Raw genomic sequence first — 21,733 nt, forward strand, 5'->3', positions numbered from 1 at the left:
GCCATTTCGGGGTCGAAGTGGCATCTGCCCCTTGAATTTTGAAGATACCTAAGCTGACGGGTGGCTTTGATCGGTCGGCCCGGAGGTTTGCCTGATGCCCAGGTTCAATTCCTGCAGGTAGTTGCTGGGCTCGATGTCGCAGGTGCGGACGCCGTTGCGCAAGCGGATGCGGGGGATATGAAGACGCAGGCGCTCGGCGGTTTCCAAATCGCAGCTTTCGAAGCTGGTGAAGAGAAGCCGTCGGGTGGCGCGCTGCTCGGCCAGCGCAATGGTGTCCCGGTCGGTCGCTTCCTGGCGGACACGGGCGCCGCCGACGATGACGCCGGGGTCGCACATATCGCGCGAGGGGATGAAGCCGTTCACGAAGCCGCCGAAGATGACCACCTCGAAAGTATGGCCGAAGAGGTCTTCGGGGGCGGCGATGGCGACGGCCGGTGCGGGAGACGTTGGAGTCGCCGCTGCATCGTTTTCACGCGTTTCAGTAAGGTTGGCGAGGGAGAGGGCCGTGTCGGCTTTGGACGAAGAAGAGCTCTCACGTGCTCGATTGGCTGCGGCCGCCGGCGAGGTGACGATTGTCGGCTGGTCGTTCCCGCTGCGCTTTGCAAGCAGTCTTTGCGCCTCGCGATAGGGGGTGAGCAGGCTTTGGGTGAAGGGACTTGTTGCGGGAAGGCCGGGCAGGGCGTCGGCGTCCAGTGCGGCGAGAGCTTCGGCAAGATTGAGGCCCTGGGGTTGCGCGATGCGCCGCAGCTCTGAGACAGCGGCGGATCGTCCGAGGGCGTCGTCGAAGCTGAGCCATTGGCGCCAGGCGATAGAGTCGCCCGCGCAGGGGGAAGCCGGCGGGTTGTTCCGAGTTGCAGCATCGTTGATGCCGGCACGAGTGCAGGCACGGGACCCGTGCGAATCGTCCGGTCGCGTGATGCTGTCGCGAAGCTGCCTCAGAACGTGCTCGCGCTCGTTGTCGCTGGCGGGGGCGAGGTCGCCCTTGGGAGCCTTGAAGGCCGGATGGCGCATCGGTGCTGCCGGAATGTCCACGGAGGTGAGGGCCCGCTGCAGGTTGGCGCGCCAGGTGCGGTTGGTGCCCACGACGGCGATGGCGTCGGGACTTGTGCCGCCGGCCAGCTCCTCGGCAATGGTGCGAGCGATAAGGGCCATCTCGCCAGCCAGGTCGGGAGCCGCTTCCCATGCGCGTTCAAGGGAGCGGAAGGGCGCTTCCAGCGTCACGCGCTGCAGGGGCGCGTGGGCCGTTTCGAATTCCGCGAAGCCGGTGGCACAGGGGTAGGGCTCGAAGGCGGGCAGGGCGGTCTTCTCGCTTCCGGCCACGGCGATCTTGCCCGTAGCCAGCAAGTTTACGAGTCGCTGGGAAGCGCGACTCATGAGCAGGTAATCGTCGGCCAGCACGACGGGCGAGCCGAAGCGCTGGCGCAGCGCCGGTTCGGCTTCCAAAGCGCGCACGGCCAGGTTCACGGCTTCGCCCGGTAAGACGGCCTCTTCGAAAATGAGGATGCTGCGGGCCAGATCGAGAACGGCCTGTTCTTCGGTGGTCTGAATCCAGTCGGGGTCGCTGTCGCTCAGGTTCACAAGGCCGCATTGCAGAAAGGCCCACAGCTCGCGCAGGCGTCGGCGCTTCAGGCCGCACGTTTTCAGATCCTCGTAGAAAACGGCCTCCTCGGCTTGGCTGAGCACGCGGCCGCCTCGGCCCGTGGCCCGCTGAGCGAGAGGATCGGCCAGAATGCGGCAGGCGTAATCGAAGGGTGTGGTTACCAGGCCCGTGCACAGGCTCGTGCGTGGGCCGTGCTGACAGGCGGCGGATTCGGCAGGCCCTGCGGCCTCTGCGGGCGCGTCCGCCAGTCCGCGCTGCGAAAGGCGAGATGTGGTGTCATCTATTGTCACGGGCGACGCGCAGAAGAACAAAAACGGCGGCTGGGCGACGGGGTCTGCGGGGATCGCTTCGGCCCAAGCAGCGGCACGTTCGACGAGCGCTCCGGTTTTGCCTGAGCGCGGACCGCCCGTGATGCAGAGCGCTTCGGTTACTGTTGGCGAAGGGATCATAGGTGGCCTTCCGTTTGGAATGAGGAAAGGGAAGCCCAGCAGTTCGAGGACATTGGGGAATCGAGACTGCCGGGCTCCCCCTGAACGGCCTTTCGCGGGGCGCAGGAAGGGGAGGCGTCCGATGCGGCGGGATCCGAAGCGCAGGGAGGGAGAGGAAAAGCTTCGGGAAAGGAGGAGTGCCGCATCGAAGGAGGAGGGGAAAGGCCGGTCAGGGAGAGACTGGGCTGCGGTGCGATGGTCGTGCAGGTAGAAGGGCTTGCCTGCACGGGCGCCGCGCCCAGCTTCTTCCCAAGGAGAGGAGGCGGGGTTACGAGAGAGTCTCGGACGGCTCGTCAAGGTCGAGCTCGGGCTCGATGGCCGAGGTGCCGGATGCGCCCGCAGTTGTTGGCTCCAGCGCTGGGGCGCCGGCCGTCTTGCGGGCGATGAGCGGGAAGCTGATGGCGTGCCCCGGGCACACATCGGCGCAGGCGTGGCAGCGGGTGCACTCGTTGAAGGTGGTACCCAGCTCCGGGTGGCGAGGATTGATGCCCACCTCGCACGCCTCGGCGCAGCGTCCACAGGTGGCGTTGTGGGCGGTCTCCAGGCACTTCGCATCGTCGATGGCCGGCTGGAACGTGCGGTTGGCGCGACCGATGAGGCTCATGAACGACGAGATGGGGCACAGGTGCGAGCACCATTTACGGAAGAAGATCACCTCGACGGCTATCAGCGCCGGGATGATGAGCACCGACCAGGTGACATCGCCGCCGCCGAACAGCGCGATAAGCAGAAACACCATGGCGAACGACAGACCCACGGGGCATACCAGGCAGAATACCGGGAATCCGAAGATGGCGGCGGAAAGCAGGGTGCCGCCCAGGATAATGTGGCGGGAATCGGCCGGCTTTCGGTCGGCGCAGGAGGAGCATCCGCCCGCGCACGAGGTTTTCAGGGCGCGCTTCTCGGCGGCGGAAAGGGGCGTGGCCTTCGTTGCTGGCGCCGCTGAGGTAGCTTCGGTTGCGGAGGGGCGACCGAGGTCGCCCCCTACGGAGGAGATCCCAGGGGCAGCGTCGGGCGCGGAGGAGATCCCGGAGGCAGCCCCTGCCGTAGAGGTGCCGCCCTTCTTGAAGATGCCGCGCAGCTTGCTCCATACGGGCACGGGGCAGAGCCACCCGCAGAAGGCGCGCCCCAAAAGCAGGATGGCGGCCACGGCCAGCACGATGGAGATGACCGCCCGCGGCACGAGCATCTTGCTGGCGAGCATGGTGCCCAAGGCTCCAATCGGACAGATAAGTGAAATGGATTCCCAGCCGAAGGCCGACAGGGTGCCCGCGCTGACGTGAGCGGCGTAGGCCACGCCGGCGGCGCCCAGCAGGGCCAGGGGAATGATGATGCGAAGTTTCTGACTCATGACGACTCCTTAGGCCTCGCTCTCGGGAACGACGATGATGGCGCGCGAGGTGGCGCCGGTGGTGTAGGAGCCCTCTTTCTGGGACACGCACACGCTTTGGCAGGCACCGCACCCGTTGCAGTTGTCGGGCACGACGACGGGGCGGCCGTTCTCGTCCAGCTCGATGGCCTCGTAAGGGCACGCGTCGTAGCAGAACCGGCAGCCGTTGTTCTTGTCCCAGGCCAGGCACCATTCGCGAATGAGCACGGCCTTGCCGATGATGGTGGTTTCGGCGGTCGCGTCGGCGGGCAGCGCCAGCGCCTCGGTGGGGCAGGCCGCCACACACAGCGGAACCCCGTCGTTCTCATCGGCGCAGAAGTCGCACCAGCCGTCGTTGAAGTTCGTCGTGGGAGTGCGCACGGAGACGATGCCGTCTTCAATGTGGGCCGGACGCAGCGCGCCGCGCGGGCAGGCTTCCACGCAGCGCTCGCAGCGAATGCACGATGCCACAAGCCGGCTCTCGTCCTGGCCTCCGGGTGGCCGCACCTGGGCCTCCGCGGGCACCAGCTTCAAGCCGCCCATGGCCAGAAGCACGCCGGCTCCTCCCACGCCCAAGGCGAAGGTGCGCCGGGACATGCCCGCGCCTTCTCGTTTCTTCTCGTCTCCCATGTCTTCTCCTCTACTTAGAGGGCCGGCGCGACGGACGCGATCGGCCCGAACGCTAGTCCTCCGCGAGCAGCTCTTCCAGCACCTCGCGGTCGGTCTCTAGAAAGCCCTCCGTGAGGAAGGCGAGTCCCCGGTAGAAATCGGTCTTGGCGAACTTCTTCACCTCGGCGGTGAGCAGCGGCGCCCAGCTGTCCAGGTGCACGTCGAGGAAGTTGTACTGCGCGCGCACCCACGACGTTGCTGTGTCGGTATCGCCCTTGCAGAGCGCTTCTGCGGTGCGGTCGGAGAGAATTTGCAGGTACTCCAGCTCCAGCGCAATGTGATCCTCGCCCTCCTTCCAACTCTCCTGCTTGGAAAGCCCGGCGGCACGGTACAGCGCGAGCACCTCGTCGCGGGCGCTCTGCATGAGCAGGCGCTTCTCGCTGGAGTACACGCTTTCGAAGGGATAGGCCGCCGCATGGCCCGAATAGCCGTGGCCGAAGAAGGTGCGCATGTAATCGGCGGCCAGCTCGGTTAACGTGTTCTCCCAAATGCCGGAGAGGTAGGTGGCGATGAGGCGGTTGCCCGTATCGCCGGCGTCGGTGCCGGTCTCGATGGGCCACAGCGTGTCGTGCAGCTCGTCGAGTAGCTCGGCGTCCACTTCCTTGGCGTACAGGCGCGACAGCAGCCCGTAGGTGGCACTGCGGTGCTTGAACAGCTCGATCAGCTCGGACGGCGCGAGAGCCGTCTCTTCCAGAACTTCCTCAGTCATGGCTCCTCCTTACCAGTTCACGCCATCGGTGAGGGTGGGTACATTGGCGCACGTCACGTCGTCAACGGCGGGCACTTCGTAGTCGTCGACCACCTTGGCCAGCGCGCCGGCCAGCGCCGCACGGCCCGCATCGGTGGCGTGCCAGGCGCCGTCGGCCCAAACGAAGGCGCCGGCGCGCTCCAGGCTTTCCACGAAATGCTGCACGTAGAAGCGACGGTTCTCGGCGATGGCCGGATCGGTGTCGACGGCCACGGACATGAGTCCCATGCTGGTGCCCTCTTCGGTGTCGGCCATGAGCAGAATGCGCTTGTACACGGGGAGGAACTCGGGCTCCTTGGCGAAGAGGCGCTCGATGCGCGCGGCGGGGTCGTCCTCGGCGAGCACCGTGGCGCCCGCTTCGGTGGTCTGCCAGTACACCGGTGGCGGGGTGGTGGGGCGCCAGAAGGCACGGCCGTCCACTTCCACCATCTCGGGCGCGCGCACCTCGTCGGTGTAGGGCTCGCCGGCATCGGTTACGCGCGCAAGGCCGCCGGCCACTTCCAGCATGGTGCAGAAGTTAGAAGGCGTGTACACGGAGAACTTCCGGCCGCTGATGCGCTCGACGGCTTCCTTCATGGCGCTGGTTGCCATCGGCGCCTCGCAGGCGGCCAGGATGCCCAGCAGCGTGGCGCGGTGCGGGCGCATCTGGGACAGAAGCTCGCGGGTGCGCTCGTCGGCGGGGCGGGCGGCATAGGCCGGGTCATCGGTGCGCACCGAGTTCTCGATGACGGGCACGCGATCGGGGTCGGGGGGCAGAAACTCCGTGCGTCCTTCCACGTTGGGCAGGAAGATCTCGGAGGAGTCCAGCTCGGCGGGCTCATCGCTGACGGCCCAGGTGTCCAAGGTCGGGTCGAAGCTGAAGTTGAACGCGGACAAATCCGGTGTGCTCACGGGAGCTCCTTTCTAGTTCAGGCCGGCATCGCGCAGAAAGCGCTGGCTGCCGACGGTGGTCGGCCGTGCCGCTCCCATCTCGCTGATGAAGTGCGTGGGAGTCAGACAGGCAAGGGAGACACCGTCGCGGGTGATCGTGCGGCGGTAGGGAAGGCGAATCTGATCGGCCAGGGCAACGTCCGCCTGAGCGAAATAGGAGAGCACCACATGGGGCCGATCGCCGGCGACAAGGCGGGCGAAGGCGGCGCGCTGCTCCTCTTGGGCCGCCCGGCTCGCTTTGTCGTCGCCTGTGGCCGCCGCCGTGGGCATAAGGCCCTCAGTGCAGCCGACAACGAACAGCCACTCGACGTTTCTCTTCGGGGCGCGGAAGTCGAAGATGACAGCGGCGCTACCGCTCGGCACTTCGCCGGCCTCTGCGATGCTGGCGCGCACGCCCATGACCTTGCAGGCCTGGGCCAGCTGTACGGCCCAGGTGCGGTTCGGCACGGAGAAGCCGATCTGATGGGGCAGCACGGCGTGATCGCGCAGCAGCACGGCGGCCCCTGCGGCAATGCCGCGCACCTCATCGGCGGGGCTTTCCCACTTCACGAGGGCGTGCACGCCACGCATCTCTTGGGGCTGCTGGGCCGCTGCGGACGCGTCGTTGCGCGAGACGGGCGAGTTGGCGGAAGCGTTCTCGGGTGCCATGGGTATCTCCGCTAGCCGACGAAAGCCGCTGCGACGGAATCGTAGGTGCGTGTTGCGCCATCGGCCCCGATGACGGCCCACAGGGTGTAATCGACGGGGAAGTCGAAGGGGTCTTCCTCTTCTTCCTCTTCGCGCTGGGGACGCGGCAGTGCCTCGGAGTCGGTGGGAGGCACGGCGGTGTTTTCGTAGCTCTTGGCGATGACGTCCTCGGCGAGAAGTTCCTCGCGGGTCTTCTCCGGCGCGGGTTCGGCTGCCTCGTCGGCAACGTCGCCGCTCGGCGCCTCCTCGTCGGTGTCGGGCTCTTCCAAAACCTCGGGATGCTCGGTTGCCCAGGCCTCCCAGGCGGCGTCGCGCTGAGCGTTCCATGATTCGGCGCAAGGCAGCTCCACGCGCACGGCCTCGGCGAAGGTGCCGTCGTTGCGCAGATTGCGAGCGGCGGTGACCCGTTCGGCTACGGCTTCGTCGACGGCGCCTGCGCCCTGGGGCCGCACCGCGACGGTGAAAGCTCCGGCGCCCAGTTCGATATCCAAGGTATCGAAGTGCACTTCCGGATAGCCGATCTTGCGCTGGCGATCGTTGAACACCTTCATGTTGTTGCCGATCTTGCGCAGCATGTTGCCGATCCAAGGCCCCACGATGGTTTCCCACCGCTCGTCGGCGCCTTCGTCGGCAGAGTTAAGATAAGAGTAGGTGCCCATGTTCACGATGAGACGCGCCGTGTTGCGCACGGGGGCGTCCTCCGCGCTTTCACACGCATGGGTGCGAACAACGGGCGTGCCGATGTGGGCGTAGCTCCGATTGATTTCGAGGATGGTCTGCTCGGCGGCGACGCGCTCATCCAAATCGAGCACGAGCGTCAGCGACGGTCTTAGCAGTGCCATGTTCCCTCCTTTTCTCTCGATTCCCCAATACGCCGAGAAGTTTAGGAGGGCTTTCATAGCCAGAATAATATGGTTCCTATGATTTCGCCTATGAAATGGCCTTTATGATGACGAAAACGCCAAGGGGGCTGCGCCCCGCGGCCTTTGTTCCGCAGCGGCTGGGACAAAGGCCGCGGGGCGCGGTTCCGGTCGATACGCAGAGAGGACGCAAGGGGGAATCATGGCGAGCATCGATACCATGCTGGGGCTCATCGGGAAGCTGGAAAGCCCGTACATCACCGTGCACCAGGAGCGGTGCGCGCTTGTTCGCAACCGTCACGCCGACTGCCTGCGCTGCGCTGAGTCCTGCGCGTCGGGCTGCATCTCCTACGACGGCGAGGTGCTCACCGTGTCGCCGGAGAAGTGCATCGGCTGCGGCACCTGCGCCACGGTGTGCCCCACCTGCGCCTTGGAGGCCCACCACCCGAGCGATGCGGCCCTCACGGCGGCGGCCCGCGCATCGCTTGCGGCCAACGAGGGCGCGGCCTATCTCGGTTGCGGCGAGCTTTTGGAGCGGGCGCGCGGCCGCTACGATGAAGAAAAGATCGCGCGTGTGGAATGCCTTGGCCGCGTGGACGAGTCCCTCCTGGCCGATCTTGCCGTGGAAGGCGCCCGAGAGGTGGTGCTCATTCACGGCGACTGCGAGCGCTGCGATCACGGGCGGGGTCGCGCCTGCGCCGAGGCGGTGGTGGAAACCGCCGAGAAGCTGCTGGAAATTTGGGGCGCGCCCATGACCGTGCGCTTCTCGGGAAAGCTGCCGGCCTCGGCCAAGAGGGCCGCCGACTACGACAGCGGGCGCCGCGCCGTGCTCGCGGAAGGCGCCGCGCTGGCCGCCCGTGCCGGGGTAGTCGTAGCGGAAACGGCGGTGACCGAGGCGCTGGGTGACGCCAGCAACGCGGATGCCGAGGGCGCGTTGGTCGTCGATGCCCGCGACGTGGGTCGCTATCTCAAAGTGATGGACGACGGTACGCTGCCCCATTTTATTCCCGACCGTCGCGAGCGTTTGCTCGACAGCCTGGCGGCCTTGGGCGAGCCGGAGGACGTCATGGTGGACACGCGCCTGTGGGGTCACGTCGTCATCGACACCGATGCGTGCGCCTCCTGCCAGATGTGCGCCGTGTTCTGCCCCACCGGCGCTTTGGCGAAGTTCACCGACGCCGACGGCACCTTCGGCGTGGAGCACCGTCCGAGCGACTGCGTGAAATGCCGCAGCTGCGAGGCCATCTGCCCCGAGCACGCCATCGAAATCTCCGAGGAGGTCTTCGCCGTGGATCTCCTGGGCGGCGTCACCGACCGCTACGTCATGCGCCCCCGCGCCGTGCAGCACGACACCCCCCATACCATCTGGCACAAAGCCCAAACCATGATGAAAACCGACCAAGTCTACGAGCGCTAATCCACCACCATGGATTCCACCAGATCGATGAGCTCGTGCTGGGAGTGGACGTCCAGCTTGCGGTAGATGTGACGCATGTGGGTGTTGGCCGTGCCCGCGGAAATGTAGAGAGCCTCCTGGATGGCGGCGGAATTGCGGCCCTTCGCCAAAAGGAGCAGCACCTCGGTTTCCTTGCGCGACAGCAAAAAGGTATCGGCCACGGCGGCGCACTTCCGTTTGAAGCGTCCGGCGCGCTGCTCGGGAGATTCTTGGACGGCGGGAGTGGCTGGCTCCGGAATATCGCCCGGTGCAGAAGAGACGGCTCCCGGCGTATCAGATGGCATCGGCACCACGGCTTCTTCGACGGAAGGTTCGCTTGCGGCAACTTCCCCGCCCATCAGCTCTTCCAAGTCGGTCTGGTCGTCCAGCAGAGGGCAGAGGCGACCGCGTATGAGCGTGCTGCGCATCTCGGCGCCGTTGGGCAGCGTCGCAACGCCGAGGGTCAGCGCGATGAGCCCGACCAAAGCCAGCATCATCGGTTCGGTCGACGCCGCTTCCAAAAGACCGCCTGGCTGCAGCATGAGAAAACCGGCGAGGGAGCCGGCGGACAGAAGGCCGTGACCGAAGCCGAAGGTGGTAAAGGCGCTCACACGGTAGCTCTGGGCGATGTCGGCGTACATGACCCACAGGCACGCTTCCAGCATGAAGTAGGAGCCGAACAGGGCGAAGCAGCGGAAGGTGCCGTCGGTGCCATAGGGGGTGCACAGCGTCACGAGCAGTACGGCGATGAGGGGCACGAGCACGCGGAAGGCGAAGTTGCGCGACTTGCGCAGCGTGAGCATGGCCATGATGAGGGCTGCGCAAGCGAACAGGCTCGCCGCGAACACCGAGAAGGAGAAGGCGCTTTCCGCACCGCCCGCGGCCAGAAGCAGGTCCAGCAAAGGCCCGGTGAGCGCGCAGCAGCGTAGGATGCCCAGAAGCACGCCGAAAACGACCGAGGGAACACCGAGGTGCCCTACGAAGGAGGCGGTGCGCACGGGCATGGTCATGAACGAGAACTCCAGCTTGTCCACCAGATCGGCGGAGCATTTGTTCAGGCAGAGCAACTCGAGGAATGGCAGAGCCAGACATAGAAGGGCGCCGGCCGGCACAAAAGCCGCGCTCACGACGAGGGTGAGGGCGAACGCCAGCGCGCTCACCACCATGGAAAGCGCCGCGCACAGCGCAATGGTGGGCAGGTCGCACACGCTGAAGGAGACACCGAAGCTCATGAGCAGCATGGCCGATCCCACGCCGCTCGCCACGCCGGCAAGCACGAAGAGCGCGGCAGCCAAGGGCCCTACCGAGACCATGTTCCCCGCCATGCATAGAAGCGTCGCGCAGGCCACCAAAAACGCCGCGATCGCACGGTTGCGGCGGATGTGCGCCGGCGTGTCGAAGAGTTGGCGGGCCTGTTTCAGAAACACGGCGTACAGCAGCAACGCCACGGCGTGGAAGACGCCGGAGGTGGCGGAAAGCAGCAGCTGCATTGAATCCGCTTCGGGAAAGAGGATGTACTGCCCGTTGAACATGAAGAGATAGACCCAGGCCCAGTGCAGCCCGAATCCCACGATAAGCGCCGGCGATACTTTCCCGGGCGCCCCGGTCTCCTCCTCGCGGTATTCCACTTCAACTTTGATATACGGCAGCTTCATAGTTCCCCTGTTCCAGCGCATCATGCAACAAGGTGCCCGGTATGGCGGCCCCTTGCCTTTCGTCCATGCAGCTGCTCCCCCGTATGTCCGCAGCAGAATTATGTCCTGCGATGATAACACAGAGTCAGCAGCCGGCGCGAAAAATCGTGCGGATGCGGGCCGTTTAGAGAATCCGCAGATCAAAACGGCTCATATGATCCTCTCCCCTCAGAATAATAGTCCCAAATCATAAGCCTCCTATGAAGGGGGACGATGCGCGCCTCCGTAGAATGGCGGCCGTAAGGCACCGTCCTGTCAGCGTCCCGGGGAAACCGGCGAGGGCGCGGAGGTAGCGGGCGCAACGCACAGCGCCAGCCTTCCGCCGAGTCGGGGGACAAGCCGCTCCATTTCGGTGCAGGAGAGAAACGGCAAAGGAAAAGGAAAGAGAGAGGTGGGGATTTTATGGCACAGCTAACCATGTCGCGTCGCAACTTCATGAAGACGATGGCTATCACCGGTGCGGCTGCAGCAGTAAGTTCCTCGGCGGTCGCGCCCATGCGAGCTCTCGCCGAAGATGCCGACGCTACCGCTGGCGAGCTGAAGCACGTGCGCACGTGCTGCCGTGCTTGCGGCAAGGTGGAGTGCGGCGTCTGGGTGACGGTGCAGGACGGCAAGGCCATCAAGGTCGAAGGCGACGAATCGGCACCCCAAAGCCGCGGCCATTGCTGCGCGAAGTCGCAGTCGTCCATGCATGCGGCCTATCACCCCGATCGTCTGCGTTACCCTGTGAAGCGCACGAACCCCAAGGGCTCCGATGATCCCGGTTGGGTGCGCATCACCCTGGACGAGGCCTTCGAGCTGTCGGGCCAGGGCCTGGGCGAGGTCGTCGACAAGTACGGCGGACAGTCCATCTTCGTCATGTGCGGAACCTCGCGCGTGTGGTCGCTCGGCCCCTACCAGGGCATGAAGCAGCTGTTCGGTACGCCGAACGCGCACTTGGCCTACCAGGTCTGCAAGGGCCCGCGCCACTGGGCCGGCATCATGACCGACGAGATGGGTTCCCCCTGGATGGAAGTGGAGGCTGAGCCGAAGGTGTACCTGCAGTGGGGCACCGCCGTGGAGTACTCCAACTACGACACCACCAACCGCACCATCTCGGACGTGGCCCCGCATGCCACGGCGCACATCTGCGTCGACCCGCGCGTGACGCCGCTTTCCAAGGAAGCCGACATCTGGCTACCGCTGCGCCCCGGCACCGACGGCGCGCTGGCGCTCGGCTGGTTCAACTGGATCATCGAGAACGAAGCCTACGACGATACCATGGTGCGCCGCTGGTCCAACGCCACCTTCCTCTTCTGCGACGACAAACCTTGGAAGACCGAGGGCTGGCTTGTGGAGGGCAACGGCGGCATCGACATGCGCACGAAGCTCATCACCGAAGCCGACATCATCGAGGGCGGCAAGTACCAGCGCTTCATGGTGTGGGACGAGAACAACAACCGGCTTACCTACTGGGACGCCGAAGAGGGCAAGTGGGAAGGCGAGATGCACAAGATCCCGACCACCGGCTCGTTCATCGAGCATCCGCTCGAGGGTCTCGTGGCTCCCGGCTGGCTGCCCGACCCGAGCACGTGGTGCGACCCGGCCGACGCCAAGTTCGACGCCTATTGGGATGAAGGCAACGAGAAGGGCAAGGTCACGAATCCGGCCGGCCTGCCCAAAAAGCCCGCGCTGTTCCCCGGCGAGGTGGCCGTTACCCTGAAGGACGGCAAGACCTACCAGTGCCGCACCGTGTGGGACGGCTTCCACGATCTGACGAGCCAGTACACCTGGGACAAGGTGGAGGAGATCACCGGCGTACCCGGCGAGAAGGCGGAAGAGGCCGTGAAGGTGTGGACGACCCGCGTCGATCCGCGCCACGGCAACGGCGGCATCCACTTCCAGCTGGCCACCGACCAGAACGGCAACTCCATCCAGAACTGCCGCGTGCTGCAGATGCTCTCCTGCGTGACGGGCAACTCCGACGAGCCCGCCGGCAACCGCGGTTCCTGCAAGAGCCAGTTCGACGGCAACCCGGGCCGCTCCAACATGCAGAAGGCGGCGCCGTGGGGCGATGCTGCGAAGGTGTGGCCGGGCCGCGACTACTCGCTGGAGGAAGTCGCCAAGCACATGCAGGACTTCGTGCAGTACCTCATCGACGAGGACTCCCCGCTCGCCGAGCGCTACGGCAACAAGGTGCCCACCGACGAGGAGGCCATCGTCATCGCCAAGCGCATGGGCGGTGCCATGCTTCCCTCCCAGGGCTGGCCGAACCCGACGACCATTTTCATGCGCCAGGCCGGCCAGGTGGACGCCGATCGCTTCCCGCTCAACCGCTTCTGGGCTCGCTGGGCCGACGCGAACTGCATCTGGGACGCCTGCCTGCAGGATCCCGATTGGTCGCTGGCCATGGAGAACGAAAACAAGGAAGTGGGCTACAACGTCAAGGAGACCCTGTACGCCCTGCACGGCGGCGTGTGCCAGTCCGGCGACATCATGAATATGGGCAACATTGCCCGCGCCTGGGACGCCACCACGCAGCTCGACTTCTTTGTCGACATCAACCTGTGGTTCTGCCCCAACAACGGCAACGCTGACATCATCTTCCCCTGCCAGCATTGGATGGAGCTCGATTCCACCCGCGTCTCCCAGGGTTCCGGCGGCATGTTCGGCTGCTGCTGTGCGGCCATCGAGCCTCCGGGAGAGACCATCTATGACCCCGACTGGAACGTGGGCATGTACAAGGCCATGGGCGTGCCGTGGAACACGAAGGATCCGGACGCCGCTCCGGCCGAGAACCTCAACTATGCGCCGCAGTGCCAGACCTTCATCGACAAGTGGACCGAACAGCTGGGCGACGACTACGACGCCTCCGGCGCGCCGAGCTACCTATGGCCCGACCACGACCGCGTGCTGAAGGACAACGTGGACAAGTGGTGCACCGCCGAGTTCCCCGAGGGCCCCACCTGGGCCGAGGCCAAGCAGTGGTTCACCGATCACGGTTGGATGGACTGCCGCGAGTGGCATCCCGAGCGCTGGGGCACCTTCCGCCGCCACGAGATGGGCTGGCGTCGTCAGCAGGGCGGCTTCAACCTGTTCCCGCTCGTGGACTTCCATCCCGGCTTCATGACCGCTTCCGGTCTGGTGGAGATCTGGTCGCTCGTGTGCGAGGCCTACATCTGCAACATGGGCGAGGTTCCGGAGGACTCCGACAAGTGGGCGCACTCCGACCTGCCGCAGTTCCAGGGCGACGACGACCGCTTCCCGATCTACCGCGAGCCCACCGACTCGCCGGTGGCGAAGCCCGAGCTGTACGACCCGGCGCTGATCGATTCCGCCGACGACACCTACTTCATGAACCACGGCTACAAGGACACCCTGAAGGCCATGCCCGACAACGTCTTCCTCATGACCACGGGTTCCCGCCAGCCCACCTACTTCCACTCCGAGCATCGCCAGCTGCCCTGGTGCCGCGAGGTGTGGCCGTCTCCCCGCATCGAGATGAACCCGAAGGACGCCGAGCGCCTCGGCCTCAAGCAGGGCGATTGGGTGTGGATCGAGACGCCGTGGGGCAAGGTCCGCGAGGTGCTCGATCTGTACTACGGCATCTCCCAGGGCGTCGTGAACGCCAACCATGCGTGGTGGTTCCCCGAGTTCGATACCGCCTCTCATGGCTTCGAGCTGGTGGGCATCAACGTGGTGAACGACCCCTACGGCCAGGACACCGTCGGCGGCTGCGCCACGATGCGTTCCACCCCGACCATCGTGTACAAGGCCACGGCCGAGAATTCCCCGTTCGGCAATCCGGTTCCGTGCGATCCGAATGGCGTCGAATGTATCCATGATGCCTCCGACCCGCGCCTGCGCGAGTGGGTGCCCACGGGCAAGGGCGTGCGCGCCCGCTTCGAAGGCGAACCCGAGTGGGATGGGAGCGTGATGTAAGATGGCCCGCTACGCTATCGTTACCGACCTGAACCGCTGCGTGGGCTGCCAGGCCTGCTCGGCGGCCTGCAAGACCATCAACGGCGTTATGCCCGGCGATTTCTGGATCAAGACGCTGCGCATCGGCCCCACCCCTAAAGAGGGCGGGAGCGGCGACTGGCCCGATGTGGAGATGTACTTCCTCCCCATCCAGTGCCAGCACTGCGAGGATCCCGAGTGCGTGAAGGTGTGCCCGACTCAGGCGTCGCACGTGACCGAGGACGGCACGGTGCAGATCGACAAGGACAAGTGCATCGGCTGCCAGTTCTGTGCTATGGCCTGCCCCTATGGCGTGCGCTACTTGAACGAGGAGGAGCGCGTCGTCGAGAAGTGCACGCTCTGCCAGCAGCGTACCGCCCAGGGCGAGCTGCCCCAGTGCGTGGCCCAGTGCGGTTCCCGCGCCCGCTTCTTCGGCGACTTGGACGAGGGGCTGGAGTCCTTCCAGGCCTTGGCGCCCACCCACGATCTGGCGACTCCCTACGAGGAGATGATGCAGAACCGCACGACGCTCGGAGAGTGGGTCGAGCCCTTCACCGAGGCCGATGTGTACCATCTGACCGACACGGGCAACGGCCCGAAGCATTGCTACATCCTGCGCAATCGCAAGTGGCAAGGAGAGGAGTAACGAGGTTCCGGCGGCGCTAACGCGCCGTCGGACCGCTCGACGCTGCGGCTCCGACAGGCACCTGGCCTTGCCCCTTGTTTCGCGCACGGCGTTGGCCAAAGCCAACTTGGCGCGAAGGCGGGGCAATTCCAGGCGCCTGTCGGACCCTCGCTGACTTCCTTGGGCGTACCTATGATTAGTTAGGAATTGATTATGGAATTACAATGGCCTCTTATTCTGTTCACGACGCTGCTCGCGTGGGCGGCGGGCGTGTTCGGTGCGCAGTGCCTCTACGCGCTGCGCGGGCAGGGCACCCGCGCCCAGATGCCGGCGCTCATCACCTCGGCCGTGCTGCTGGTCGTGGGCGGCATCGCGGTGTTCTTCCATCTTGAGCACTGGGAGCGCATCTTCAACGGCTTCGGCCACCTGAGCAGCGGCATCACCCAGGAGCTCATCGCCATCGTGGTGCTCGCGGTGGTCATGGTGGTGTACTTCGTGTACCTGCGTCGCGGAGGCGACGAGGCCAAGGTGCCCGCTTGGCTCGCAGCGGTCGGCCTAGTGCTGGCCGTGGTGCTCGTCGCCGTCATGGGCCACTCCTACATGATGGCCTCGCTGCCCGCCTGGGATTCCGTGCTGCAGATCGGCTCGCTTCTGGGTGCGGCTTGCGGCTTCGGCCCGGCCACCATGGCGGTGCTGTGCGCCGTGAAGGACGAGTCGCTCGACTATACCGCCAAGGTGAACGTCATCGGCCAGATCGTGAACGTGGTGCTTGTGGTGGCCTACCTCGTCGCTATGCAGGCGACGGTGGGCGCCTACACCCAGGTGGACTTCTGGTTCGACCCGACCCAGCCCACCATGGACATCGCTCCGACGGGCGTCACCGAGCCCCTCTCCGGCGCCTCGCTGCCCTTCTCGGTGGTCGCGCTCATCGCCGCGGCGTGCGGCGTGGCCGGCGCCTTCGTCGGCAAGGCGAAGAAGGATTGGAAGGTGTGGGGCGCGGTCTGCGTGGCCTGCGTGCTCGTGAGCGCGCTCGCCCTGCGCGTCGTGTTCTACATGACCGGCATCTCCATCTACCCGTTCTTCTAGGGATGGAGGGGGCGCGTACCTGTGCGGCGCGCGTCCCGCTCTAGCCCATAGGCAAGCCAAACGGGCCCGCTTTCGACAAAGCGCTGTAACTGAGAAGGCCTCCCTGTGGGAGGCCTTCTCCGTGTCCGGTCTGCCATGAACGGTGCAAACTCAGCTTGCTGCCGAGCTCCTTGGCGGCGGCTGCCTTGTCAGACATCGTATCTGGGCTGCCTAATAGTTGAGGCCGAAGGCCCACAGTGGCACAACGTTGGCGAAGCCGTACTCGATGTCATCCTTAACCACATATCCCCTCTTCGCATTCCGCAGCTGATCGGGGCCTTTGCTCTTGCCACCCACCTCGAAGGTGATGCCCTCGATTTCGAAATCGGATACGGGCGATGCCGTCACCAGACGGTTGACGCGCATTTGGTTGAAGAAGAAAGTCTCGCGAACAGTCCCTCGGTCGGAGCTCTCGTTGCCGAGATTCATGAGGATGTTGGGATTGTCCAGATACACCTTCTCAACTTTACCGAGAAGGTTGATGGACGAGCCGGATTGCCTGAGCCGGGCTATCATCCCTGCTTTCTCCATGAACATGAAGTAGTCCTCAAGATTGTTGCGGCTCACCTCGATCTTACCGGCAATGCTCGCCATGCTCGGCTTGAAGGGGGCCATGGTGCTGACGAGGGCCATCAGACGTTTGAGCTTTCGGCCGGTCGCGGCGTTCATGTTGGCGAATTGCGGTATGTCCACCTCCAAGGTGCGGGTGATCACCTGGCCGAGCTCGATCTCGAATTCAGGGTCGCTTCCAAACGGGTAGTAGCCACTCGCGAGGTATTCTCTGAAAAGGGGAAGGGGGTGATCGACCTCTGGGATTGCAGCCTTGTGGGCGAGTATCTCCTCGAGTGTGTAGGGCTCGCAGCTGATGTTGTGGCGCATGGCGAGGAACTCTCGGAAGGAGAGGCCCTGCAGATGGTACTTAGGCGCTCGGCGGCTGAGGTCTGCCTCGCCTTTTTCGATGTCGAGCACCGAGGAACCGGTGAAGCGCACGTGCAGGTGAGGGAAGGAGTCGTAGATCGCTTTCAGCTCGCGTGACCATCCTTCGTATTTGTGTACCTCGTCGATATAGAGAAAGGTGCCGCCGTTTTTCGAGAAAGCCTCAGCGGTATCGAAGAGCGTGTGCTCCGAGAAGTACATGCTGTCGGCAAATACGAAGAGGGACTCATCTGCCTGGTTGCTGTTGAGGATGTGCTGAAGGAGAAGGGTCGTCTTGCCCACGCCGCGAGGGCCGACAATGCCGAGCATGCGACTCTCCCAATGAATATGCGGGTAGAGATACCGAACAAATTGGTTCGGTGTGTTCGCGAGCAGTCGATGCATGTTTTCATAGAGCTGATCCACGGGTGCCTCTTTCAATATTGCACTCATTGAGTGCAATATTTTAGCATATTCTGCACTCAATGAGTGCAACTTTCCTTTTAACTCTTTTAGGTTGCTTTAAAAGTTTTAGGTCGCTTTAACTCATTTAGCGAAGAAAGGCCTCCCAGTTGCGGGAGGCCTTTGAGGTCGCAGGAACGCTCTGCCAGTTGCCGCTAGCCCAGCTTACTGCCGAGCTCCTTGGCGGCGGCTGCCTTGTCGAAGTTGCCGCCGGTGCGCTTGGTGAGCTCGCCCATGACGCGGCCCATGTCCTTCTTCGTGGACGCGCCCGTGTCGGCGAGCACCTCATCGATAAGCGCTGCCAGCTCGTCGCCTTCCACTTGGCGGGGCAGGTACTCTTCCAGAATGGCCACCTGCTCGGTGAGGGTGTCGGTGCGCTCCTGGTTGTTGCCGGCCTTGATGGAGCCGTCCAGCGTCTCCTTCGTCTGCTTGATGGTGCGCTTGAGCATGGCGTCCACGTCGGCCTCGGTCACCTCGCGGCGCTCGTTCACCTCAATGGCCTTAAGCTCGGTGTGCACCTGGCGCAGAATGTCGCGTCGGTGGTTGTCGCGCGCCTTCATGGCCGCCTTGATCTCGTCTTGTAGCTGTTGATATTCCATGCTCGTCCTTTCGGCTGCGGAAGCTTCAGGCTCCATCATAGCGCTTTTACCCCTCGGTGAGGGCGGTTTTCACGATGCCGCGGGCGGCCAGGTAGGTCACGAGCATGTAGCCGCCGTAGATGACGAGCGTGAGGGCGGCGGCCATCATGATGGGGCCGGCCGAGGACACGCCGATGGCGTCCAGCAGGGAATCGGACAGCACGCCGATGGCGCAGACGGAATGGCACACCGCCAGTCCCAGCGGCACGAGGAAGTACACGAGCACCTGGGCCAGAAGCGACCGGTAGATCATGCCTCGGTCGCAGCCGAGCTTCCACAGGATGCGGTAGCGCGGTGTCGAATCGGACGCTTGGGAGAGCTGCTGGATGGCCAAAATGGCTGCCGTGGAAATGAGGAAGACGAAGCCGATGTAAAGTGCCAGGTACGTGATCATGAGGCGCAGCCCGGCAGACTGGGAGAGCATTTCGTTCGCCGTGAGAATGCGCGTGACCGGCCACAAGAGGCTCGCGTAGGGGTCGTCGGCACCTTGGGTGCCCTTCTCGAAGCCGCCCATGTCGCGGGGTTGCAGGGCCGCCACGATGTCGTCGATGGCCGCGTCATTCTCGCCGGCGGTCTTACCGTTGTCGGCGTACATCACGTTCAAGTACTGGGTGTCGGGAATGCAGCCGGCGGCTTTCAGGGCTTCTACGGCTTCATCGGGAGCGATGATGACCATGGCTGTGGCCGCCATGGCGTTGTCTTCCAGCTGCGTGTCGTACAGGGGACCTGCCAGGGCGTATTCCTCGCTGGCGATGGTCACCGTGGGGGCCGCGTCCAGCACGGCTCGGGCCAAAGGCGTCACCATGTCCATGTTGTTCGCCAAGGCGCAGGTGCCCGCTGCCAGTTCCACGGGATCCTGGCCTTGTAGGGCGCGGGCGCCGTTGAAGTCGGAGAGCGACACCACGGTGAGATGCGTTGTGCATACGGAGCCCAAGTCGTCCAAGCGCAGTGTCGACGGATCAACGCCGGTGGCCTCGGCAGCGGCAACGAGGGGGTCGTAGGTCATATCCGGGGCTGAATAGGCGCTCACCTGGGCGAAGGCGCCTACGGTTTCGGCCCACAGCTCCGGAGCGGCCTCTTGCAGGGCGGCAGCCATGTCCCAGTTGAAGGACTCCGCCTGGGCCAGGCGCTCAGGGGCCTCGGCCTCCATCTCGGCGCGGCGATCAAGTGGGTCGCCCGACGAGGAAGCCTTCGACCCATCGGGCCCGTACCACACGGCCGCCTCCAAGGTGGCGGAATAGGGGTTCGAGCGTTCCGCGCCGCCAACGAACACCTCCACGAGCCCCATGCCCGAGGAGAACACAGTGATGGAGAAGAACAGCAGCACGCACACGGCCCACAGGGACAGGAACGCCGTGTTCACCTTGCTAGCGATCTGGCGCACGGTGAACAGGTTCAGCTTGCGCAGGTACACGCCGCGAAGCCGCGTGAGCACGGCAATGGCGAAGCCTGCGAGCGACCAGAAGAACAGAAGCGATCCCACCAGCATGCCGATGGTGGCGCGGATAAACTCGGGCTGGTCCAGCATCACGAGGCCGTTCTCGATGAGCTGCTCGTAGGCGTAGGCGAGGATGGCCACTGCTGCGACGAACCCCACAAGGCACACCCACGGGTTGCGCACGCCGGCGCGCTCGTTCTTCTCGCCGGCGCGGATGAGGTCGATGAGCTTGCAACGGCTCACGGTGATGGTGTTGAAGGCGGCCACCACCACGTAAATGGCAGCGAAGCAGGCGAGCGTGACGAGGAAGGCGTCGGGGGAGAACACAAACTGGTAGTTGGTCATCGTCGTGCCGAACAGCGCGGCGGTGAAAAAAGACAGTCCCTGGGAGAGCAGCACGCCGCAGATGAGGCCCACGGCCAGGGAAAGCAGCCCCACGAGCACCGTCTCGTACAGCACGATGCGCGACACATGGCCCGGCGTCATGCCCAGCACCAGGTAGGTGCCGAACTCCCGCTTGCGGCGGCGGATGAGGAACTGGTTGGCGTACAGAATGAGGAAGCCCAGCACGCAGGCCACCACCACGGAGAACATGCCCAGGATGTAGGTGGTGGAATCGAACACGCTTCGGGAGGCCGAGGTTTCCATGTCGAAGAGGATCTGCTGGCTGCCGATGGAGTTGAACGCGTAGAACACCGCCACGCCAAACAAAAGCGTGATGAAATAGACGGCGTAATCGCGCACCGACCGGCGGATGTTGCGCAGGGCGAGCTTAAGATACATGGCCGGCCTCCCCGCCGAGGAACGACACGACCTCCATGATGCGCGAGAAGAACGCGTCGCGGCTCTCGTCGCCCCGGCGCAGCTCGTTGAACACGGCGCCGTCCTTGATGAACAGCACGCGGTTCGTGTAGCTGGCGGCGAAGGCGTCGTGGGTGACCATCATGATGGTGGCGCCCATCTGCTCGTTCATCATCTCCATGATCTCCAGCATCACCGTGGCGGCGCGGGAATCGAGGGCGCCGGTGGGCTCGTCGGCTAAGATGAGCTTCGGGTCGGTGACCATGGCGCGGGCCGCGGCCACGCGCTGCTTCTGGCCGCCGGACATCTGGTAGGGGTACTTCTGCAGCACGCCATCCACGCCGAGGCGCGCGGCCATGGCGTTCACCTTGCCGGGAATGGCGCGGGCCGGCTCGCCCTTGATGGTGAGGGCCAGCGAGATGTTCTCGAAGCCGGTGAGCGTGTCCAGCAGGTTCGAGTCTTGGAAGATGAAGCCGAGGTCGTCGCGGCGGAACTTCGCCAACTGGCGCTTCGACATGCCGGTGATATCGCGGCCGCCCACGATGATGTGGCCGCTCGTGACCGTATCGATGGTGGAGACGCAGTTCAGAAGCGTCGTTTTGCCAGAGCCCGAGGGACCCATGATGCCGACGAACTCGCCGGCGGCCACGTCGAAGCTGACGCCGGCCAGCGCGTGGGTGACCGAGTCGCGGCTGCCGAAGACCTTCTCGATGGAGCGCACGGAGAGGATTGGGGAGCCTGCGTTGACGGGGTGGCCGGCTTGAGAAGCGTGGGTTGGGTCGGCCGCACGGTGGGCGCCACGGGCGGTGTGGGCTCCTCTTCCGCTGGCGGCGCTGGCTGCGGAGGCGGCGCCGGCCACGTAGTTCTCGCGGGAGAAAGCGGCGGCGATGCCGTCGAGGGTCGTCGTGCCGTCGCCATCGAGGGGCACAGGCGTGCCAGGATCGGTCGGACGCGGACCGAAGGCCGAGGGGGTGGGTTCGGTGTACACTTCGGCCATTAGTAGCTCCTCTCGGTTTTGGGCAGCTGGTGGGAGATGAAGGCTCCCACGGCCCCGATGATAGCAAGCGTCAGGATGATTTTCCCTGCAGTGTTCACGACAGTCCTTTCTCTCGGATGTGCGGCTCGCGTTCCGCCTGTCCGGAGACGGCTTCGGGATGCTCCGTCCCTCCGGAGGCGGCTATGCGGCATTCCGATTCGCTCAGACAGTCCTCGCTTTGTGGAAATGCCCACCGGGCATTTCCAGTCGCTGCGGAACTCGCTCGGTCGGAACGCCCCGTATCCGCCTCCTGCATTTGACGGATCGCGAGCTT

Annotated in this window: 16 protein-coding genes; 4 read left to right on the forward strand and 12 right to left on the reverse strand. The window is 64.8% G+C overall.

Features of this window, described 5'->3' with window-relative positions:
• Positions 1 to 48: 48 nt before the first annotated feature.
• The 7 genes from NE591_RS04285 to NE591_RS04315 form a co-directional block, all read right to left on the reverse strand.
• Entirely contained in the window at positions 49 to 2,049 is a 2,001-nt protein-coding gene (locus NE591_RS04285) for a hypothetical protein (protein WP_173111423.1), read from the reverse strand.
• Positions 2,050 to 2,356: 307 nt separating this feature from the next.
• On the reverse strand, positions 2,357 to 3,439 hold the full coding sequence (locus NE591_RS04290; RefSeq protein WP_173111425.1) for a 4Fe-4S binding protein: 1,083 nt from the start codon (positions 3,437 to 3,439) through the stop codon (positions 2,357 to 2,359).
• Between the two features lie 9 nt (positions 3,440 to 3,448).
• Complete coding sequence (locus tag NE591_RS04295; RefSeq protein WP_173111429.1) at positions 3,449 to 4,087, reverse strand: 4Fe-4S dicluster domain-containing protein; 639 nt, start codon at positions 4,085 to 4,087, stop codon at positions 3,449 to 3,451.
• Positions 4,088 to 4,139: 52 nt separating this feature from the next.
• Positions 4,140 to 4,835 carry a molecular chaperone gene (locus tag NE591_RS04300; RefSeq protein ID WP_173111432.1) on the reverse strand — a complete coding sequence of 232 codons (696 nt, stop codon included), beginning with the start codon at positions 4,833 to 4,835 and terminating at the stop codon, positions 4,140 to 4,142.
• A 9-nt stretch (positions 4,836 to 4,844) separates the two neighbouring features.
• Complete coding sequence (locus tag NE591_RS04305; RefSeq protein WP_173111435.1) at positions 4,845 to 5,765, reverse strand: hypothetical protein; 921 nt, start codon at positions 5,763 to 5,765, stop codon at positions 4,845 to 4,847.
• Between the two features lie 12 nt (positions 5,766 to 5,777).
• On the reverse strand, positions 5,778 to 6,452 hold the full coding sequence (locus NE591_RS04310) for a hypothetical protein (protein WP_173111438.1): 675 nt from the start codon (positions 6,450 to 6,452) through the stop codon (positions 5,778 to 5,780).
• An 11-nt stretch (positions 6,453 to 6,463) separates the two neighbouring features.
• Entirely contained in the window at positions 6,464 to 7,333 is an 870-nt protein-coding gene (locus tag NE591_RS04315; protein ID WP_256156356.1) for a nitrogen fixation protein NifZ, read from the reverse strand.
• A 220-nt stretch (positions 7,334 to 7,553) separates the two neighbouring features.
• Here NE591_RS04315 and NE591_RS04320 point away from each other — a divergent pair, with 220 nt between their 5' ends.
• A complete protein-coding gene (locus NE591_RS04320) occupies positions 7,554 to 8,768 on the forward strand; it encodes a 4Fe-4S binding protein (RefSeq protein ID WP_173111444.1) in 1,215 nt (404 codons plus the stop codon).
• Here NE591_RS04320 and NE591_RS04325 read toward each other — a convergent pair.
• On the reverse strand, positions 8,765 to 10,441 hold the full coding sequence (locus NE591_RS04325; RefSeq protein ID WP_256156357.1) for a helix-turn-helix transcriptional regulator: 1,677 nt from the start codon (positions 10,439 to 10,441) through the stop codon (positions 8,765 to 8,767). The genes NE591_RS04320 and NE591_RS04325 overlap by 4 nt on opposite strands.
• A 441-nt stretch (positions 10,442 to 10,882) precedes the next feature.
• On the opposite strand from NE591_RS04325, the gene NE591_RS04330 reads away from it, so the two are divergent.
• The 3 genes from NE591_RS04330 to NE591_RS04340 all read left to right on the forward strand — a co-directional run bounded on the left by NE591_RS04330 (position 10,883) and on the right by NE591_RS04340 (position 16,130).
• Positions 10,883 to 14,401: a molybdopterin dinucleotide binding domain-containing protein gene (locus NE591_RS04330; RefSeq protein ID WP_173111450.1), complete on the forward strand. Its 3,519-nt coding sequence runs from the start codon at positions 10,883 to 10,885 to the stop codon at positions 14,399 to 14,401.
• A gap of 1 nt (position 14,402) precedes the next feature.
• Positions 14,403 to 15,065 (forward strand): 4Fe-4S dicluster domain-containing protein, encoded by a 663-nt coding sequence (locus NE591_RS04335; RefSeq protein ID WP_114538615.1) that lies wholly within the window; start codon positions 14,403 to 14,405, stop codon positions 15,063 to 15,065.
• A 192-nt stretch (positions 15,066 to 15,257) separates the two neighbouring features.
• Positions 15,258 to 16,130: a hypothetical protein gene (locus NE591_RS04340; RefSeq protein ID WP_114538616.1), complete on the forward strand. Its 873-nt coding sequence runs from the start codon at positions 15,258 to 15,260 to the stop codon at positions 16,128 to 16,130.
• 210 nt (positions 16,131 to 16,340) lie between these two features.
• On the opposite strand, the gene NE591_RS04345 is transcribed toward NE591_RS04340, so the two are convergent.
• The 4 genes from NE591_RS04345 to NE591_RS04360 form a co-directional block, all read right to left on the reverse strand.
• The gene (locus NE591_RS04345) at positions 16,341 to 17,510 is read right to left on the reverse strand and encodes an ATP-binding protein (RefSeq protein ID WP_197745974.1); all 1,170 of its coding nucleotides are present in this window, start codon (positions 17,508 to 17,510) and stop codon (positions 16,341 to 16,343) included.
• A gap of 191 nt (positions 17,511 to 17,701) precedes the next feature.
• A complete protein-coding gene (locus tag NE591_RS04350) occupies positions 17,702 to 18,145 on the reverse strand; it encodes a GatB/YqeY domain-containing protein (RefSeq protein WP_173111453.1) in 444 nt (147 codons plus the stop codon).
• A 46-nt stretch (positions 18,146 to 18,191) separates the two neighbouring features.
• Entirely contained in the window at positions 18,192 to 20,405 is a 2,214-nt protein-coding gene (locus tag NE591_RS04355) for an ABC transporter permease (RefSeq protein WP_173111456.1), read from the reverse strand.
• Complete coding sequence (locus NE591_RS04360) at positions 20,395 to 21,153, reverse strand: ABC transporter ATP-binding protein (protein WP_041714745.1); 759 nt, start codon at positions 21,151 to 21,153, stop codon at positions 20,395 to 20,397. The genes NE591_RS04355 and NE591_RS04360 overlap by 11 nt, the downstream gene beginning before the upstream one ends.
• Positions 21,154 to 21,733 lie beyond the last annotated feature (580 nt).

This window comes from Adlercreutzia sp. DFI.6.23 (genome assembly GCF_024462535.1).
GTDB classification, from domain to species: domain Bacteria; phylum Actinomycetota; class Coriobacteriia; order Coriobacteriales; family Eggerthellaceae; genus Adlercreutzia; species Adlercreutzia rubneri.

Excerpts from the sequence above, each read along its gene's own strand:
- NE591_RS04290 (WP_173111425.1), bottom strand. The coding sequence starts at position 3,439 with ATGAGTCAGAAACTTCGCATCATCATTCCCCTGGCCCTGCTGGGCGCC.
- NE591_RS04335 (WP_114538615.1), top strand. The coding sequence starts at position 14,403 with ATGGCCCGCTACGCTATCGTTACCGACCTGAACCGCTGCGTGGGCTGC.
- NE591_RS04355 (WP_173111456.1), bottom strand. The coding sequence starts at position 20,405 with ATGTATCTTAAGCTCGCCCTGCGCAACATCCGCCGGTCGGTGCGCGAT.
- NE591_RS04295 (WP_173111429.1), bottom strand. The coding sequence starts at position 4,087 with ATGGGAGACGAGAAGAAACGAGAAGGCGCGGGCATGTCCCGGCGCACC.
- NE591_RS04350 (WP_173111453.1), bottom strand. The coding sequence starts at position 18,145 with ATGGAATATCAACAGCTACAAGACGAGATCAAGGCGGCCATGAAGGCG.
- NE591_RS04285 (WP_173111423.1), bottom strand. The coding sequence starts at position 2,049 with ATGATCCCTTCGCCAACAGTAACCGAAGCGCTCTGCATCACGGGCGGT.
- NE591_RS04310 (WP_173111438.1), bottom strand. The coding sequence starts at position 6,452 with ATGGCACCCGAGAACGCTTCCGCCAACTCGCCCGTCTCGCGCAACGAC.
- NE591_RS04330 (WP_173111450.1), top strand. The coding sequence starts at position 10,883 with ATGGCACAGCTAACCATGTCGCGTCGCAACTTCATGAAGACGATGGCT.
- NE591_RS04315 (WP_256156356.1), bottom strand. The coding sequence starts at position 7,333 with ATGGCACTGCTAAGACCGTCGCTGACGCTCGTGCTCGATTTGGATGAG.
- NE591_RS04320 (WP_173111444.1), top strand. The coding sequence starts at position 7,554 with ATGGCGAGCATCGATACCATGCTGGGGCTCATCGGGAAGCTGGAAAGC.
- NE591_RS04300 (WP_173111432.1), bottom strand. The coding sequence starts at position 4,835 with ATGACTGAGGAAGTTCTGGAAGAGACGGCTCTCGCGCCGTCCGAGCTG.
- NE591_RS04340 (WP_114538616.1), top strand. The coding sequence starts at position 15,258 with ATGGAATTACAATGGCCTCTTATTCTGTTCACGACGCTGCTCGCGTGG.
- NE591_RS04325 (WP_256156357.1), bottom strand. The coding sequence starts at position 10,441 with ATGAAGCTGCCGTATATCAAAGTTGAAGTGGAATACCGCGAGGAGGAG.